Genomic DNA, 16777 nt, shown 5'->3' with positions numbered 1-16777 from the left:
GCCGCGCGGGGCCCGGGCCCCGGGTCAGCGGAGGGCGGCTTCCAGGGTCGCGGCCAGCGCGGTGGCCGCCGGGGCGGTGAGGGGTTTGCCGTCCGGGTCGACGACGTACAGGGAGTCGACCGCGTTGGCGCCGAGGGTCGAGACGTGCGCGCTGCGGACGCGGACCCCGGCGGATTCCAGCGCCCGCCCGATCCGGTGCAGCAGCCCCACCGCGTCCGGGGCGCGCACCTCCAGGACCGTGGCCAGCGAGGACACGTCCGGGACCACCGTCACCCGCGGCGGCGGCGGGACGACGCCCCGCCGGCGCGGGTACGCCGCCTCCCGGTCCGCCAGCTTCGCCGGGACGTCCAGCGAGCCGTCCAGCGCCCGGATCAGGTCCGTCCGCAGCCGGGCCCCCTCCGGCAGCGCCCCGTACTCGGCCGCCACCCGCCACCGCAGCACCAGCACCTCGCCCAGCCGGTCCGGGAGCTCCAGCGAGCGCAGGTCGGCGGCGCGGACCGTGAGCCGGTGCAGCGCCAGGACGCCCGCGACCGCCGGGAGGACCCCCGGCTGGTCGGGGACGGCGACGACCAGCTCCACCCCGACCACGTCCTCCTCCTGGCGGGCGTGCAGCGCCAGCACCGGCTCCCCGGTGCGCAGCGCCTCCACCGCCAGGCGTTCCTGCTCCGTCGAAGGAATCTCGGCCTCCGAGACCGGCGGGGCCGCGCCCCGCAGGACCGACGCCACCCGCGAGACCAGGTCCGCCACCAGCGAGCCGCGCCACGCGCTCCACGCCGCCGGCCCGGTGGCCAGCGCGTCCGCCTCCGTCAGGGCGTGCAGTATCTCCAGCGTCCCCGGCGATCCCACCGCCTCCGCCACCGAGCGCACGGTCGCCGGGTCGTCGAGGTCGCGCCGGGTGGCGGTGTCGATCAGCAGCAGGTGGTGCCGTACGAGGACGCCCAGCACGGCGACGTCCCGCGCGTCGAAGCCCATCCGCTGCGCCACGTCGCGCGCGATGGTCTCGCCCGCCACCGCGTGGTCCCCGGGCCAGCCCTTGCCGATGTCGTGCAGCAGGGCCGCCATCAGCAGCAGGTCCGGCCGGCTCACGCGACGGGTCAGCGCGGAGGCCCGTACCGCCGTCTCGATCAGGTGCCGGTCGACCGTCCAGGTGTGCACGGGGTTGCGCTGCGGGCGGCACCGCACCCGTTCCCAGTCGGGCAGCAGCCGCGTGATCAGGCCCTCGGCCTCCAGCGCCTCCCACACCACGACCGTCGGCTCCCCCGCCCCCAGCAGGGTCACCAGCTGCTCCCGCGCCTCCGCCGGCCACGGCACCGGGAGCGGCTTCGCCTGCGCCGCGAGGCGCCGTACGGCGTGCAGCGACACCGGCACGCCCGCCTGCGCGGCCGCCGCCCCGAACCGGAGCGGCAGCACCGGGTCCCGGTCGGGCCGCGCCGCCAGGGCCAGCACGGCCTCCCCCTCGGACTCCACGACCCCCTCGGCGAGCGGCGCCCGCTCGGCCGCCGCCTGCCCCCGGGCGCCCAGCAGCCCGCGCAGCCTCGGCCGGGCCGCCCGGGCGCGCAGCACCCGCCCGACCTCCCGCCAGGTCACGTCACCGGCGTACGCGACGACCCGGGCGGCCTCGTACACCTCCCGCAGCAGCGCGTCGGCGTCCAGCAGCCCGAGCCGGGCGGCGACCTGGTCCTGCTCCTGGAGCGAGAGCCGGTCGGTCGCCCGGCCCGTCACCAGGTGCAGCGCGTCCCGGGCGTCCAGCAGCCGGCGCCGGGCCTCGGCCAGTCCCTCGCGCGGGGCGTCGGCGAGCCAGGAGGCGGCGACCGCCCGCAGGGCGGTGGCGTCCCGGAGGCCGCCGCGGGCCTCCTTGAGGTCGGGCTCCAGAAGGAACCGCAGCTCCCCGGCCCGCTCGGCCCGCTCCCGGCACAGGGAGTGCAGCTGCGGCAGCCGTTTGGCGGCCTGGTTGCGCCAGTCGGCCAGTACGGAGGTCCGCAGGCCCGCGAGGAGCCCCGCGTCACCGGCGACGGGCCGCGCGTCGAGCAGCCCGAGGTGCACCTTGAGGTCCTCGGAGGCGGTCTTGCGCGCCTCGGCGGGGGTCCGTACCGAGTGGTCCAGGGCCACGCCCAGGTCCCAGACGGGGTACCAGAGCCGGTCGGCGAGCGCGCTCAGCGCCCGCGGAGCGGCCTTGCCGTCGTGGAGCAGCAGCAGGTCGAGGTCGCTGCGCGGGGAGAGCTCGCCCCGCCCGTAGCCGCCGACGGCGACCAGGGCCGCACCCCGTACGCCGGTTTCCCGTACGGCGGCCGCGAACAGCGCGCCCAGCCAGTCGTCGGTCAGTCCGGCCAGGGCGGAACGCCGGGAGGGCCCGGACCGCGACTCCTCCTGGAGGAGTCGCAGCCGGGCCGCGGCGTAGCCGCCGGGTCCGGGGCCGGCCTGACCGGCCGGATCGGTCGGATCGGTCGGATCCGTGGTCGTGTTCTCGACGCTCGTCACCCGGTGGCTCCCGTCGCCTAGAGCGCTTCGGCGCCGCGCTCGCCGGTACGGACCCGGACGACCGAGTCCACGGAGACGCTCCACACCTTGCCGTCACCGATCTTGCCGGTGTGGGCGGCGGAAACGATGACGTCCATGACGTCATCGGCCGCGTCGTCGTCGACGAGCACCTCGATGCGGATCTTCGGTACGAGGTCCACGGTGTACTCGGCGCCGCGGTAGACCTCGGTGTGGCCGCGCTGGCGGCCGTAGCCGCTGGCCTCGGTGACCGTGAGGCCCTGGACCCCGAACGTCTGGAGGGCGTCCTTGATCTCGTCCAGGCGGTGCGGCTTCACGATCGCGGTGATCAGCTTCATGCGTCAACCTTCTTGCTCGCGGCGGCGACGGACACGGGGACGGCGGTGCTCCGGGAGGAGGCGCCGCCACCGGCTCCGCTGAAGTCGTAGGCGGTCTCGGCGTGCTCGACCTGGTCGATGCCGGAGACCTCGTCGTCCTCGGTGACCCGCATCCCGATCGTCTTGTCGAGGAGGAAGGCGAGCAGCGCGGACGCGACCAGAGAGTAGGCGAGGACGGCGAAGACTCCGATGGCCTGCTTGCCGAGCTGTGCCAGGCCGCCGCCGTAGAAGAGGCCGGCCGCGTCGGACTGGACGCCTCCGGTGGCGAAGAAGCCGACGAGGAGGGAGCCGATGACACCGCCGACGAGGTGGACGCCGACCACGTCGAGGGAGTCGTCGAAGTTGAACTTGTACTTGAGGCCGACGGCCATGGCGCAGACGACACCGGCGATGGCGCCGATGGCGATCGCGCCGAGCGGGGAGCAGGATCCGCCGGAGGGGGTGATCGCGACGAGCCCGGCGACGGCGCCGGAGGCGGCGCCGAGGGTGGTGAAGGAGCCGTGGCGCAGCTTCTCGTAGCCGAGCCAGGCGAGCATGGCGGCGGCGGTGGCGACCTGGGTGTTGACGAACATGACCGCGCCGACGCCGTCGTCGTTGCCGAGCCAGGAGCCCGCGTTGAAGCCGAACCAGCCGAACCAGAGCAGACCGGCGCCCAGCATCACGAGGGGGAGGCTGTGCGGGCGCATCAGGTCCTTCTTGAAGCCGACGCGCTTGCCGATGACCAGGATGACGCCGAGGGCCGCCGCGCCCGCGTTGATGTGGACGGCGGTGCCGCCCGCGAAGTCGATCACGCCGAGTTCGAAGAGCCAGCCGCCGGCGCCCCAGACCCAGTGGGCGACGGGGAAGTAGACGACGGTGACCCAGAGGGCCGTGAACAGGGCCCAGGCGCTGAATTTGACGCGGTCGGCGAGGGCGCCGCTGATCAGGGCCGGGGTGATGACGGCGAACATCAGCTGGAAGACGGCGAAGACGTACACCGGGATGGTGTAGCCGTCCCACAGCTCGGTGATGCCGATGCCGCTGAGGCCGACGTAGTCGGAGTTCCAGCCGATGAGGGAGCCGGAGTCGGTGCCGAAGGCGAGGCTGAAACCGTAGAGGACCCAGAGGATCGTGACGATCCCGAGGCTGATGAAGCTCATCATCAGCATGTTGAGGCTGCTCTTGACGCGGACCATGCCTCCGTAGAAGAAGGCGAGTCCCGGGGTCATCAGCATGACCAGGGCGGAGCAGATGAGCATGAACCCGGTGTTCGCGGCAGACAGCGTCGGGGCGTCTGCCGCGAGGGTCGTGATGGCTGATGCCATCGGCGTCTCCTCGTCGTCGGTACGTTCGCGTGCGGGCGAGCGTGAAAACCTGAGCGGCGCAAGGCGTGGGGCCTGGGAGTGGGGGTGGCCCCGCCTGGGGACTGGCCGGTTATTGGCCCTGAGATTCGCGCAGGCCGGTTTCCGGCGGCGCCGCTGCGTGTTTCACGCCGATGACGAAGAGGACGTACGTGTTACGCGTCCATGAACGGATCGTTCACGGGACCGGCCGCGGCAGCACCCTGGGAGACCTGGCTGGGGGAGCCTGATCGGGCTTCACGGGGTGGACTGCCGCGGCCGGCGCCTTGGGGGCGGCCACAGGGCCGTCAGACGGCCTCCGCGGCCTCGGGGAGCCGGGAGGCGAGGTGGTCGGTCAGCCGGACCACCTCGGCGACGTCGCCGTACTCACGCGCGGCGGTGTCCACGGTCTTGCGCAGCCGGGTGTTCACCCTTTCGGACCGCACCTTTCCGGCCACGTCAAGCGCGCGTCCGACGAGGACGGTGGCCTGCTCGGGCTCCCGCTGGAGCAGGTGGACGGTGGCCATGCCGATGAGGTTGAGGGCGTAGGAGCGCTGGTGCTCCTCGTCCTTCTCGAAGAGTTCGACGGCCCGCGCCATCACCGGTTCGGCGAGGGAGGCGTAGGTGGGGCTGCGCCCGGCCACGTAGGCCAGATCGCGGTACGAGTGCGAGTTCTCGCCGTTGAGCTCGGCCTCGGAGAAGAACCGGATCCAGTCGGGCTCGGGCTCGCTGCCGAAGGCGAGGTCTCCGAAGGTGTCCTCGGCCATCCGGACGGCCCGCTTGCAGCGGCTGGGCTGGCCCATGTTGGCGTAGGCGCGGGCCTCCATCGCATACAGCATGGCCTGGGTGCGGGGGCCCGCGCAGTCGCGGCTGCCGTACTGGGCGAGGTGGATGAGTTCCAGGGCGTCCTCGGGGCGGCCGAGGTGGATCATCTGGCGGCTCATGTTGGAGAGGATGTACGAGCCCAGCGGCTTGTCCCCGGCCTCCTTCGCGGCGTGCAGGGCGAGGACGAAGTACTTCTGCGCGGTCGGGTGCAGGCCGATGTCGTAGCTCATCCAGCCGGCCAGTTCGGAGAGCTCGGCGGCGACCTTGAAGAGCCGCTTCATGACCGGGGCCGGGTGGTTCTCCTGGAGCAGGTCGGTGACCTCGTGGAGCTGGCCCACGACGGCCTTGCGGCGCAGTCCGCCGCCGCACTGGGCGTCCCACTGGCGGAACATCACGGTGGTGGCTTCGAGGAGGTCGAGCTCCGGGCCGGACAGCCGCGGGGGCCGGTGCCCGGAGGGGCCCGCCGGTCCGCCCCCGGTGCGCGGTCCGGGGTCGGCGGCCGGGACCGGGACGAGCCAGCGCTGCATGGGCTCGATGAGGGCGGGGCCGGCGGAGAGGGCGAGCGAGGTCCCGAGGAACCCGCGCCGGGCCAGCATCAGGTCGCTGCGGGAGAACTCGCCGAGCAGCTCGACGGTCTGGGGTCCGGCCCAGGGCAGGTCCACGCCGGAGACCGAGGGGGTCTGGTGGGCGGTGCGCAGGCCGAGCTGTTCGATGGCGACGACGGAGCCGAAGCGTTCGGAGAACAGCTCGGAGAGGATCCGCGGGACGGGTTCGCGGGGCTGTTCGCCGTCGAGCCAGCGGCGCACCCGGGAGGTGTCCGTGCTGATGTGGTGGGCGCCCATCTGGCGGGCGCGGCGGTTGACCTGGCGGGCGAGTTCGCCCTTGGACCAACCGCTGCGCACGAACCACGACGTCAGTTGTTCGTTGCGATCGGCGGTCCCCGGCGGCACTTCCGACTCGGACGACACATCGGACTCCGCACTCGTTCCGCTTGCGCCGTTGCCGCCCACAGGAACGCCCCCATCCGCTCAGCTTCTTCACACGAAACCCTGGCCGGGGCGGCCCGCGCCGCCTGGGACCTTCACAGGTCCTCCACCGATTGCCTCCGGCATACCCACGCTCGATACGCCTTCCGGGTTCGTGCACTGAAAGTAATCCTACGATCACCTCCACCGCGAGGTCGATTCCAGAAACGCCACCATTCGCCACCCCTTCGAATGAACTAGCCACCGGCCAGGCGCGATTCACTTGACACCTAGGCGAAATCGATCGGGTGGACAGGAGTGCGCCGGGGCGCGCGCGGCGAGGAGTGCGCCGGGCGGGGATCGCTCGGCACACGGCTCCCATCCGGTCCCGCCTACGTCGTAACCACCGGCGCGTCCGACCCGTTGGAGGGGGCATGGGCATGGGCTTCACGATCGGCGGCAGTCGCAGCACCAGGGAATTCCGTTCCGGCGCTCGGCGCCGCGGCCGGACGTCGGAGTGCACGGCGGTGGCGGAGTACACCGGGCTGTGGGGCTGGGACGCGGTCCCGGGCGCCCGCGCCGCGGCCCCCGCCCGCCAGTGCTCCTGCGGTCATACGAATTGCAGCGCGCCCGGGGCGCATCCGCTGGACTTCGCTCCGACCGTCAAGGCCGGGGCAACCCTGGACGAGGTCACCGAGGCCTGGGGCGAATACCCCGGCGCGGCGGTGCTGCTCCCGGTGGGCCGCGCCTTCGACGTCATCGAGGTCTCCGCGGAGGCCGGCCGGCGCGCGCTGGTGCGGCTGGAGAGGATGGGCCTGCCGCTGGGACCGGTCACCGCGACCCCGGACGGCCGGGCCCAGTTCTTCGTGGCCCCGGGCGCCGCGGCCGAGCTGCCGCAGCTGCTGTACCGGATGGGCTGGGACGACGCGGACCTCGACCTGCGCGCGCTGGGCCCCGGGGCGTTCGTCACCGCCCCGCCGTCCGACTTCGCGGGGCTCGGTCCGGTCAGCTGGCTGCGGCCGCCGGCGCTGGACTCGGCGGGCGGCCCCCCGCAGGCCCGGCTGCTGCTCGGCACCCTGGCGTACCTCTGCCACCGGTTCCGCCGCTAGCCGGGCCCTGTCGCTCCGCCCCGTACGGACGAGTGCCCCGTGTCCGGCCGGACACGGGGCACTCACTCGCCTTCGGGACGGCGCGCTCAGTCGCCGATCAGGGCGTCCACGAACGCCTCCGGCTCGAACGGGGCCAGGTCGTCGGCGCCCTCCCCGAGACCGATCAGCTTCACCGGGACGCCCAGCTCGCGCTGGACGGCGACGACGATGCCGCCCTTGGCGGTGCCGTCGAGCTTGGTCAGCACGATGCCCGTGATGTCCACGACCTCGGCGAACACGCGGGCCTGGGTCAGGCCGTTCTGCCCGGTGGTGGCGTCCAGGACCAGCAGGACCTCGTCCAGCGGGCCGTGCTTCTCGACGACGCGCTTGACCTTGCCGAGCTCATCCATGAGGCCGGTCTTGGTGTGCAGGCGGCCGGCGGTGTCGATGAGCACCACGTCGGCGCCCTCGGCGATGCCCTCCTTGACCGCGTCGTAGGCGATCGAGGCGGGGTCGCCGCCCTCGGGGCCGCGTACGGTGCGCGCGCCGACCCGGTCGCCCCAGGTCTGGAGCTGGTCGGCGGCGGCGGCCCGGAAGGTGTCGGCCGCGCCGAGCACCACGCTGCGGCCGTCGGCGACGAGCACGCGCGCCAGCTTGCCGGTGGTGGTGGTCTTGCCGGTGCCGTTGACGCCGACGACCATCACGACGCCCGGGGTGTCGGCGCCGCCCTCGGTCTTCACGGCCCGGTCGAAGTCGGTGCCGACCAGGGTCAGCAGCTCCTCCTTCAGCAGGGCGCGCAGGTCCGCCGGGGTGCGGGTGCCGAGCACCTTGACCCGGTCGCGGAGCCGGTCCACCAGCTCCTGGGTCGGTACGACACCGACGTCGGCGATGAGGAGGGTCTCCTCGATCTCCTCCCAGGTGTCCTCGTCGAGGTGCTCGCGGGAGAGCAGCGTGAGCAGCCCCTTGCCGAGCGAGTTCTGCGACCGGGCGAGGCGGGCGCGCAGCCGGACGAGACGGCCGGCCGTGGGCTCGGGCACCTCGATCTCGGGGGCGGCGGGCGCCTCGGGCTCGGCGACCGGCGGGGCGGCGGGTTCCGCGACCTCGGCCTCGGCCTCGGGGAGGCCGACCTCCTCGATCGTGCGGCGCGGCTCTTGGGCCGTCGGTGCGGCGTCCTCCCCCACCTGCGGTTCGGCGGGCGGGGCAGTGATGGTCGGCGTACTGGGCGGCGCCGTGGGCGGCAGCTGCTTCTTCTTGCGGCTGCTGACCACGAGCCCGCTGATCGCGCCGACCGCGACCAGGGCGATGACTACAGCAAGGATGAGGATGTCCATAACCCGTCCAGTATCGGCCACGGCCGCCGCGGAGCAGGGACCTCGGCGGTGGCTCCCGGCGATGGCGATCGTGCCGTACGCCGCCATTTGTGGTTTTAGCGGCACATCCATGATGATGAGCGACTTCCCCCTGACCGCGTCCCCCGGAGAACCGCATGCCTGCCGAGCCCGCCGAGTCCGCCGACGGAGCGGTGGACGCCGCGATAGAGACCCGCGGGCTGGAGCCCGTACCGGACGCCGAGCGCGACGGCCGCGTCCGCGAGCTCGTACCCACCTGGGTCGCCGCCAACATCAGTGTGCTGCTGCTCACCATGGGCGCGGGCCTGGTGATCTTCAACAAGCTCAACATCTGGCAGGTGCTGGTCGTCGCGATCGCCGCGCCCGTCGTGTCGTACGGGCTCGTCGGGCTCATCTCCATCGCCGGCAAGCGCGGCGGCGCGCCCGGCATGGCGCTCTCCCGGGCGGTCTTCGGTCAGCGCGGCAACCTCTTCCCGGGCGCGCTGATCTGGGTGGCCCGCTGGGGCTGGGAGACCATCAACGCGGTCAGCGGCGCCTACGCGGTGCTGACCGTCCTGGACCTGCTCTTCGGCGTCAGGAAGAACACCCCGCTGATCGTGGTCACGCTGCTGTTCTTCGTCACCTGCACGTTCGTGGTGTCGGGGCTCGGCATCAACGCGCTGCGCGTCTGCTCGAAGTGGTCGACGTACCTGTTCGGCGGGTTCAGCGTGCTCGTGCTCGGCTATCTGGTGGCCACCACGGACTGGTCGGACGTCTTCGGCAAGCCGGCCGGCTCCACGGCGATGATGATCGCGGGCATCGGCACGATCGCGGCGGGCGGCATCAGCTGGGTTCCGTCCGGTCCGGACTTCACCCGCTACCTGCCGCGCACCGCCTCCTCCCGGGGCCTGGTCGGCGCGACGATCGGCGGCGCGAGCGTGGTCGTCCTGCCGATGGTGCTGATGGGCGCGGTGATGGCCGTCGGCACGCCCGACCTGGCGACCGCGCAGGACCCGGTCTCCTTCATCGGCGAGCTGCTGCCGACCTGGCTCGCGGTGCCGTACCTGCTGATCGCCCTGGTCGGCATGCTGCTGATCAACTCGATGTCGATGTACTCCGCCGGGTTCACGGCGCAGACCCTGGGCATCAAGGTCCCCCGCGCGTGGGCGGTCAGCGTCAACGCCGTCATCAGCCTGGTCTTCGGTTTCCTGCTGATGGTGGTGGCGACCAGCTTCTTCGGCTCGTTCATCTCGTTCCTGACCCTGCTGGCGGTGGCGTTCTCCGCGTGGATCGGGGTCTTCGGCGTGGACATGCTCCGCCGCACGGCCTACGACGGGGCCGCGCTGCTGGACACCACCCCGTCCAGTGCCTACTGGTACCGGGGCGGCTTCGCCTGGCAGGCCATGACCGCCTGGGGCGCGGCCCTGCTGGTGGGCCTGCTGTTCACCAAGGTCGACTGGTTCGGCGGCCCGCTCGCCTCGACCTGGATCGGGCGCAACGGCCTGGGCTGGGCTGCCGGCATCCTCACGTCCGCCGTCCTCTACGCGCTGCTCCCCCGCACCGCCCCCGCCCCCGCTCCCGGGTCCGCGGACCCGTCCGAGGAGCCGGCGCTCACGGGATCCCTGGGCAACTGACGCAACGTCAGCTAACGTCCCCCTTCGCCCGTCCACCCACATCCGGCGAAGGGGGACTCCTCCATGCCCATCACCGTGGCCCGGTTCAATCTCGTCGACCCGCACGGCACCCCCGAGACGCTCTGCGCCCGCTACAAGGCCGCGCTGGAGATGGCGCGCTACGCGGACGACCGCGGCGTCGACACGGTCCAGACCGAGGAGCACCACGGCACCGCCAACAACTGGCTGCCCTCGCCGTTCGCCTTCGCGGGCGCGGTCTTCGGCGCGACCCGGCGGATCGCCGTCACCGTCTCGGCGATCATCGGCCCGCTGTACGACCCGCTGAAGGTGGCCGAGGACATCGCCGTCCTCGACCTGCTCAGCGGCGGCCGCCTCGTCACGGTCGCGGGCATCGGCTACCGGCCCGAGGAGTACGAGCAGCACGGCGTGGAGTGGGGCCGGCGCGGCCGGCTCCAGGACGAGCTGCTGGAGACCCTGCTGAAGGCGTGGACCGGCGAGCCCTTCGAGTTCCGGGGCCGTACGGTACGGGTCACCCCGGTCCCGTTCACCCGGCCGCACCCGCTGCTGCTGGTCGGCGGCAGCTCCCGGGCGGCCGCCCGCCGCGCGGCCCGGCTGGGGCTGCCGTTCTTCCCGAGCGCGCACCTGCCCGAGCTGGAGGCGTACTACGGGGAGCAGCTCGCGGAGCACGGGACGGAGGGCTTCTGCGTGATGCCCGCCGCAGAGACCCCGCTGCTGCACATCGCGGAGGACCCGGACCGGGTCTGGGCGGAGTACGGCGACCGGTTCCTGCACGAGGCCGGGACGTACGCCTCCTGGCAGTCCAAGGACATCCGCAGCGCCGTACGGTCCGGCGCGCGGACGGTCGCGGAGCTGCGCGCGGAGGGCGTGTACCGGGTGCTGACCCCGGTGGAGGCCGTCGCGTACGCCAGGGGCGCCGGCGAGGCGGGGAACCTGGTCCTGCACCCGCTGTGCGGCGGGATGCCGGTCGACGAGGGCTGGCGCAGCCTCCAGCTGCTGTGCGAACAGGTGCTGCCCCGGCTCAGGGAATGAGCGGGGGCAGCACCTGTCGTAAGAGGAGAGGGGGTGTTGGCGGGGGTGGTTACCCCATCTCCTCCAACGCCTTGCCCTTGGTCTCCGGCACCCATTTGAGGATGAAGGGGATCGAGAGCAGGGCGAAGAACGTGTAGATCATGTAGGCGCCCGACAGGTTCCAGTCGGAGAGCGACGGGAACGAGACGGTGATGACCCAGTTGGCGATCCACTGGGCGGCGGCGGCCACACCGAGGGCGGCGGCGCGGATGCGGCCGGGGAACATCTCGCCGAGCAGCACCCAGACCACCACGCCCCAGGAGAGCGCGAAGAAGAGGACGAAGAGGTTGGCCGCGACCAGGGCGACGACGCCCTGGGTGTCCGGCAGGGAGATGTCGTCGCCGGTCCCGGTCTTGAACGAGAAGGCCCAGGCGGCCGTGCCCAGGGACAGCGCCATGCCGACGGAGCCGATGAGGGCGAGCGGCTTGCGGCCGATCCGGTCGACGAAGATCATCGCGATCACGGTGCCGACGATGTTCACGACGGAGGTCTCGAAGGAGTACAGGAACGAGGCGCTCGGGTCGATGCCGACCGACTGCCACAGCGAGGAGCTGTAGTAGAAGATCACGTTGATGCCGACCAGCTGCTGGAAGACCGAGAGGCCGATGCCGATCCAGACGATGGGCAGGAAGCCGAAGCGGCCGCCGAGCAGGTCCTTGAAGGTGGACTTGTGCTCGGAGCGCATGGAGCGGTCGATCTCGCGGATGCGGGCGTCGGCGTCGATGCCCGAGCCCTCGACCTCGCGCAGGACCCCCTTGGCCTTCTCCGTACGGCCGACCGAGACGAGGAAGCGCGGGGACTCCGGGATGACGAAGGACAGCAGGCCGTAGAGCACGGCGGGGACGACCATCACGCCGAGCATCCACTGCCAGGCTTCCAGGCCGCCGATCTCACCGCGCTGGTCGCCGTCGGCGAGGTTGAGGATGGCCCAGTTGACCAGCTGGGAGACGGCGATGCCGATGACGATGGCCGCCTGCTGGAAGGAGGCCAGCCGGCCGCGGTAGGCGGGCGGGGAGACCTCGGCGATGTAGGCGGGGCCGATGACCGAGGCCATGCCGATGCCGAAGCCGCCGACGACCCGCCACATGGCGAGGTCCCAGAGGGCGAAGGGGAGGGCGGAGCCGATGGCGCTCGCGGTGAACAGGGCGGCCGCGATCTGCATGCAGCGGATTCGGCCGATCCGGTCGGCGATGCGGCCGGCGGTGGCGGCGCCGAAGGCGCAGCCGATCAGGGCGGCGGCGATCACCTGGGCGAGCGCCGCCGAGCCGACGTCGAAGCGTTCGCGGATGGCGACGACGGCTCCGTTGATGACGGAGCTGTCGTAACCGAAGAGGAAGCCGCCCATGGCAGCGGCCGCGGTGATGAAGATGACGTGGCCGAGGTGGTCGGGCCGGGCCGCGCTTCCACCGCCCGACGCGGGTGCGTTCGCTGTGCTGGTCAAGGTGCGCTCCTGGGGCCCGGCGGCGACGGCGGGCGGTGTGGGGGTTTCGTCGTTGCTCGTGTTCCTCTAGTGGCGCACAGCAAACTGCTCGCCACCACCTGAACGTCAACACGGCACAGCAGAGCCTATGGCTTCACTTTCCGAAGTCAAGAGTGAAGATGAACCGGATTGTTCACAAGGTTGGGGCTCTTTGTGTTCACTACATGAAGAGATAAAGGTCAGCGGAGACGCTGACTGATGACCTTGGAGACACCGTCGCCCTGCATGGAGACGCCGTAGAGCGCGTCCGCGACCTCCATCGTCCGCTTCTGGTGCGTGATGACGATCAGCTGTGAGCTCTCCTGGAGCTCCTCCATGATCCGGATCAGCCGCTGGAGGTTGGTGTCGTCGAGCGCGGCCTCGACCTCGTCCATCACGTAGAACGGGCTGGGCCGCGCCTTGAAGATAGACACCAGCAGCGCCACGGCCGTCAGCGAGCGTTCGCCGCCCGAGAGCAGCGACAGCCGCTTCACCTTCTTGCCGGGCGGGCGCGCCTCCACGTCCACCCCGGTGGCCAGCATGTCGTCCGGATCGGTCAGGACCAGCCGGCCCTCGCCGCCGGGGAACAGCCGCGAGAACACGCCCTCGAACTCCCGGGCCGTGTCCCGGTACGCCTCGGTGAAGACCTGCTCGACGCGCTGGTCGACCTCCTTCACGACCTGAAGGAGATCGGCCCGCGTCCTGCGCAGGTCGTCGAGCTGCTCGCTCAGGAACTGGTGCCGCTCCTCCAGCGCCGCGAACTCCTCCAGCGCGAGCGGGTTGACCTTGCCGAGCTGCTGGTACGCCCGCTCGGCCGCCCTGAGCCGCTTCTCCTGCTCACCCCGTACGAAGGGGCCGGGCAGGTTGCGGGGGTGCTCCGGATCCTCCGGCAGCCGCTCCCCCTCGGCGGGCGGGCTCGGCGGGACCGGCTGGTCCGGCCCGTACTCGGCGGCCAGCGCGGCCGCCTCCACCCCGAACTCCTCCAGCGCCCGGCCCTCGACCTGCTCGATCCGCAGCCGCTTCTCGGCGCCGAGCACCTCGCCGCGGTGCACGGAGTCGGTGAGCTTGTCGAGCTCGCCCTTCAGGTCCCGGCCGCGGCCCCGGGCGCCGTCGAGCTCCCGCTCGCGCAGGCCCTTGGCGTGCTCGGCGGCGGAACGCTCCCGCTCGGCGCGGCGCAGCGACACCTCGACGTGCGCGAGCAGCTGCCGGGCGCCGTCGGCGACGGCCCGGGCCACCTCGGCCTCGTGCCGCAGCCGGACCCGGCGCCGCTCGGCGCGCTGCCGGGCCTCGCGTTCGGCCCGCGCCGCGCGGTCCAGCCCGTCGGCGCGGCCGGCCAGGCCCTTGACCCGTTCCTCGTGGGTACGGAGCTGGAGGCGGGCCTCCATCTCCGTCTGGCGGGCGTTGGCCCCGTCCGCGGCGAGCCGGTCCCGCGCGGCGGTGTCCGGCTCCTCCTCCACGGGCATCTCCTCGGCGATCGCGAGCCGCTCGGCGCACTCCTCGACCTCGGCGAGCGCCTGCTCCAGCGCGTCCTGCGCCCTGGCGGCGGCCGTCGCCCCGCGCTCGGCCTCACCGGCCGCGCCCTTCGCCTGCCCGGCGAGCCGCCCGAGCTGCTGGGCGACGCCGGACCTGGCCTGTTCGGCGGCCCGGCGGCGGCGCCCGAGGTCTTCGACGAGGGCGCCGGCCGCCTCCCGCCGCTCCTGCGCGGCCTGCCGCCGGCCGACGGCCGTCTCCCGCCGCGCGTCGAGCCGGGCCAGCTCGGCCGCGGCCTCGTCCACGGCGGCCCGCACCTCGATGAGGCTCGGCGCACCGGCCGACCCCCCGTGCGCGAGATGCGCCCCGAGGACGTCCCCCTCGGCGGTCACGGCCACCGCCTCGGGCCGCGCCGCGACCAGCGCCTGCGCCTCATCGAGCCCCCGGACGACGACGAAGTCCCGCAACACCGCCCGCAGGGCCCGCACCGCACCGTCCTCCCCGCTCACCAACCCCCCGGCGGGCACGCCACCCGGCCCCCCGCCGCCGGTGCCGACGGCGCCCCCGTCACCGGGAGCCACCGCCACGATCAGGGACCCGTCGCCCGGGCCGACGGCCGTCGCCACCCCGACGGCCCCGCCGTCAGGGGCTCCGCCCCCGAACCCCCGCGCCTCAATCGCCGGCGGGGCTTGATGGTGCGGCTCCGCCTGCCCGCCCGGGCCCCGGTCGACCTGACCGGCGACACCGTCCGGCGCCGGGGCGCCCGCCCGAGGCACGGTGCCCCGGTACCGGGAGGGGCCGGGGTGGGGAAACCCTCCCCCACCCCCCTGCGCGGGAAGCACACCGTCACCCGGCACCTCGGTACGGCCCGGCGACAAGGAATCGCCCGGGGACGGAACCTGGCCCGGGAGCGCGGGATTCGCCGGAAGTGGCGGGGTGATCAGGAACGTGGCGCGGCCCGCGTCGGTGGTGCGGAGGTGGCGGATCGCCGCCGCCGCCCCGCTCACCGTGGCAACGGCCACCGCGTCGGCCGCCGCCCCCAACGCCGCCGCCACCGCGACCTCGTACCCCGCCGCCACGGACACCCGCTCCGCCGCCGGACCCAGCAGCCCCTCCAGCCGCTCCCGCGCGGCCAGCACCGCCCCGGTGCCGTCCTTGCGCCGCAGCCCCAGCGCCAACGCGTCCCGCCGCGCCGCCACCGCCGCGCGCGAGCGCTCCGTCTCCGCCAGCCCGTCCCGCGCGGCCAGCAGCTCCGCCTCCGCCGCCGCCAGCGCGACCCGCGCCGCCTCGTACTCCGCCTCCACCGACGCGTCGTCGAGCCCCCCGACCTCCTCCGCCAGCGCCTCGTACTCCGCCTGCGCGGCCGCCGCCCGCGACCGCGCCTCGTCCCGCGCCGCCACCAGCCGGTCGATCTCCGCCTGCGCCGATCCCGCCCGGGACCTGGCCGCGCCCAGCCGGCCCGTCAGCCGCGCCAGCCCTTCGCGCCGGTCCGCGATGGCCCGCGCCGCGTCCCGTAGCCGCCGCTCCTCCTCGGCCAGCGAGCGCTCCAGCTCCGCCCGGTGCTCGACGGTGTCCTCCAGCGCCCGCGACGCGGCCTCCAGCGCGGCCGTCAGCTCCGCCTCCTGCTCGCGGATCCGCGCGGCCTCCCGCTCCATGTCCTGCGGATCGCGGCCCCGCCGTTCGTCCTCCACCGGGGCCGACGCCGACTTCACCCGCGCCTGCGCGAGGGACTCGGTCCCCCGTACCCGCTCGGCCAGCTGCGACAGCTCGTACCAGGTCTGCTGGGCCCGGGCAAGGCGCGGCGCGAGTTCCCGTACGGACGCCTCCAGCGCCGCCTCCCGCCGCAGCGCGGCCGCCAGCTCGGCCTCCGCGGACTCCTTGCGTTCCTTCAGCGCCGCCTCGTCCGCGATCTCCGCGTCCAGCGCGCCCCGCAGCGTCACGAGGTCGTCGGCGAGCAGCCGCAGCCGCGCGTCGCGCAGGTCCGCCTGGATCACGGCCGCCCGCCGGGCCACGGCCGCCTGCCGCCCCAGCGGCTTGAGCTGCCGGCGGAGCTCCTCCGTCAGGTCCTGTACGCGCGCGAGGTTGGCCCGCATCGCGTCGAGCTTCCGCAGCGCCTTCTCTTTCCGCTTGCGGTGCTTCAGTACGCCGGCCGCCTCCTCGATGAACGCCCGGCGGCCCATCGGATCGGCGTGCAGGACGGAGTCCAGCTGGCCCTGGCCGACGATGACGTGCATCTCGCGTCCGATGCCGGAGTCGGAGAGGAGCTCCTGGATGTCGAGCAGGCGGCAGGTGTCACCGTTGATCTGGTACTCGCTGCTGCCCCCGCGGAACATGATCCGCGTGATGGTGACCTCGGCGTAGTCGATCGGCAGTACGCCGTCGGAGTTGTCGATGGTCAGGGAGACCTCCGCGCGGCCGAGCGGCGGACGCCCGGTCGTGCCGGCGAAGATGACGTCCTCCATCTTCCCGCCGCGCAGGGATTTGGCCCCTTGCTCGCCCATGACCCAGGACAGCGCGTCCACCACATTGGACTTGCCCGAGCCGTTCGGGCCCACCACACAGGTGATGCCCGGCTCGAAGCGCAAGGTCGTTGCGGAAGCGAATGATTTGAAGCCGCGCAGGGTCAGGGACTTGAGGTGCACGCCGCCGGACTCTACCTTTCGCGCCCGGATTCACCGATGAAAGCGCCGGTGAGCCGGAGAGCCGGGAAAGAAAGAGGGACGCCGA

At 73.2% G+C, this 16777-nt stretch carries 10 protein-coding genes; 3 read left to right on the top strand and 7 right to left on the bottom strand.

The genetic code is table 11. The features are described 5' to 3' along the window. Nucleotides 1-24: 24 nt before the first annotated feature. The 4 genes from EES41_RS26065 to EES41_RS26050 all read right to left on the bottom strand — a co-directional run bounded on the left by EES41_RS26065 (nt 25) and on the right by EES41_RS26050 (nt 5985). Nucleotides 25-2478, bottom strand: coding sequence for a [protein-PII] uridylyltransferase (locus EES41_RS26065; protein ID WP_123080537.1), 2454 nt, complete (start codon nt 2476-2478; stop codon nt 25-27). Between the two features lie 17 nt (nt 2479-2495). Continuing rightward, nucleotides 2496-2834 (bottom strand): P-II family nitrogen regulator, encoded by a 339-nt coding sequence (locus EES41_RS26060; protein ID WP_008739954.1) that lies wholly within the window; start codon nt 2832-2834, stop codon nt 2496-2498. Further along, complete coding sequence (locus EES41_RS26055; protein ID WP_073776549.1) at nt 2831-4177, bottom strand: ammonium transporter; 1347 nt, start codon at nt 4175-4177, stop codon at nt 2831-2833. Before EES41_RS26055 ends, EES41_RS26060 begins: the two co-directional genes overlap by 4 nt. Before the next feature lie 323 nt (nt 4178-4500). After that, nucleotides 4501-5985 (bottom strand): hypothetical protein, encoded by a 1485-nt coding sequence (locus tag EES41_RS26050; RefSeq protein ID WP_123080536.1) that lies wholly within the window; start codon nt 5983-5985, stop codon nt 4501-4503. 437 nt (nt 5986-6422) lie between these two features. On the opposite strand from EES41_RS26050, the gene EES41_RS26045 reads away from it, so the two are divergent. Beyond that, on the top strand, nt 6423-7091 hold the full coding sequence (locus EES41_RS26045) for a bifunctional DNA primase/polymerase (RefSeq protein WP_123082701.1): 669 nt from the start codon (nt 6423-6425) through the stop codon (nt 7089-7091). A gap of 86 nt (nt 7092-7177) precedes the next feature. Here EES41_RS26045 and ftsY read toward each other — a convergent pair whose 3' ends face one another. Next, nucleotides 7178-8401: a signal recognition particle-docking protein FtsY gene (gene ftsY / locus EES41_RS26040; RefSeq protein WP_123080535.1), complete on the bottom strand. Its 1224-nt coding sequence runs from the start codon at nt 8399-8401 to the stop codon at nt 7178-7180. A gap of 155 nt (nt 8402-8556) precedes the next feature. Here ftsY and EES41_RS26035 point away from each other — a divergent pair, with 155 nt between their 5' ends. Next, nucleotides 8557-10032: a cytosine permease gene (locus EES41_RS26035; protein ID WP_123080534.1), complete on the top strand. Its 1476-nt coding sequence runs from the start codon at nt 8557-8559 to the stop codon at nt 10030-10032. A 63-nt stretch (nt 10033-10095) separates the two neighbouring features. Beyond that, nucleotides 10096-11082 carry an LLM class flavin-dependent oxidoreductase gene (locus tag EES41_RS26030; RefSeq protein ID WP_123080533.1) on the top strand — a complete coding sequence of 329 codons (987 nt, stop codon included), beginning with the start codon at nt 10096-10098 and terminating at the stop codon, nt 11080-11082. A 49-nt stretch (nt 11083-11131) separates the two neighbouring features. Here the strand turns inward: EES41_RS26030 and EES41_RS26025 are convergent, their stop codons facing one another. Together EES41_RS26025 and EES41_RS26020 are read right to left on the bottom strand one after the other, a co-directional pair. Next, nucleotides 11132-12562 carry a sugar porter family MFS transporter gene (locus EES41_RS26025; RefSeq protein WP_123080532.1) on the bottom strand — a complete coding sequence of 477 codons (1431 nt, stop codon included), beginning with the start codon at nt 12560-12562 and terminating at the stop codon, nt 11132-11134. Nucleotides 12563-12780: 218 nt separating this feature from the next. Next, entirely contained in the window at nt 12781-16692 is a 3912-nt protein-coding gene (locus EES41_RS26020; protein ID WP_123080531.1) for an AAA family ATPase, read from the bottom strand. Nucleotides 16693-16777: the final 85 nt, after the last annotated feature.

The sequence above is a fragment of the Streptomyces sp. ADI95-16 genome (genome assembly GCF_003721495.1).
GTDB classification, from domain to species: domain Bacteria; phylum Actinomycetota; class Actinomycetes; order Streptomycetales; family Streptomycetaceae; genus Streptomyces; species Streptomyces goshikiensis.
This window is presented reverse-complemented; position numbering and strand designations above follow the sequence as displayed.

Coding starts and splice junctions, on each gene's coding strand:
- EES41_RS26060 (WP_008739954.1), bottom strand. CDS start 2,834: ATGAAGCTGATCACCGCGATCGTGAAGCCGCACCGCCTGGACGAGATC.
- EES41_RS26055 (WP_073776549.1), bottom strand. CDS start 4,177: ATGGCATCAGCCATCACGACCCTCGCGGCAGACGCCCCGACGCTGTCT.
- EES41_RS26035 (WP_123080534.1), top strand. CDS start 8,557: ATGCCTGCCGAGCCCGCCGAGTCCGCCGACGGAGCGGTGGACGCCGCG.
- EES41_RS26045 (WP_123082701.1), top strand. CDS start 6,423: ATGGGCTTCACGATCGGCGGCAGTCGCAGCACCAGGGAATTCCGTTCC.
- ftsY (WP_123080535.1), bottom strand. CDS start 8,401: ATGGACATCCTCATCCTTGCTGTAGTCATCGCCCTGGTCGCGGTCGGC.
- EES41_RS26030 (WP_123080533.1), top strand. CDS start 10,096: ATGCCCATCACCGTGGCCCGGTTCAATCTCGTCGACCCGCACGGCACC.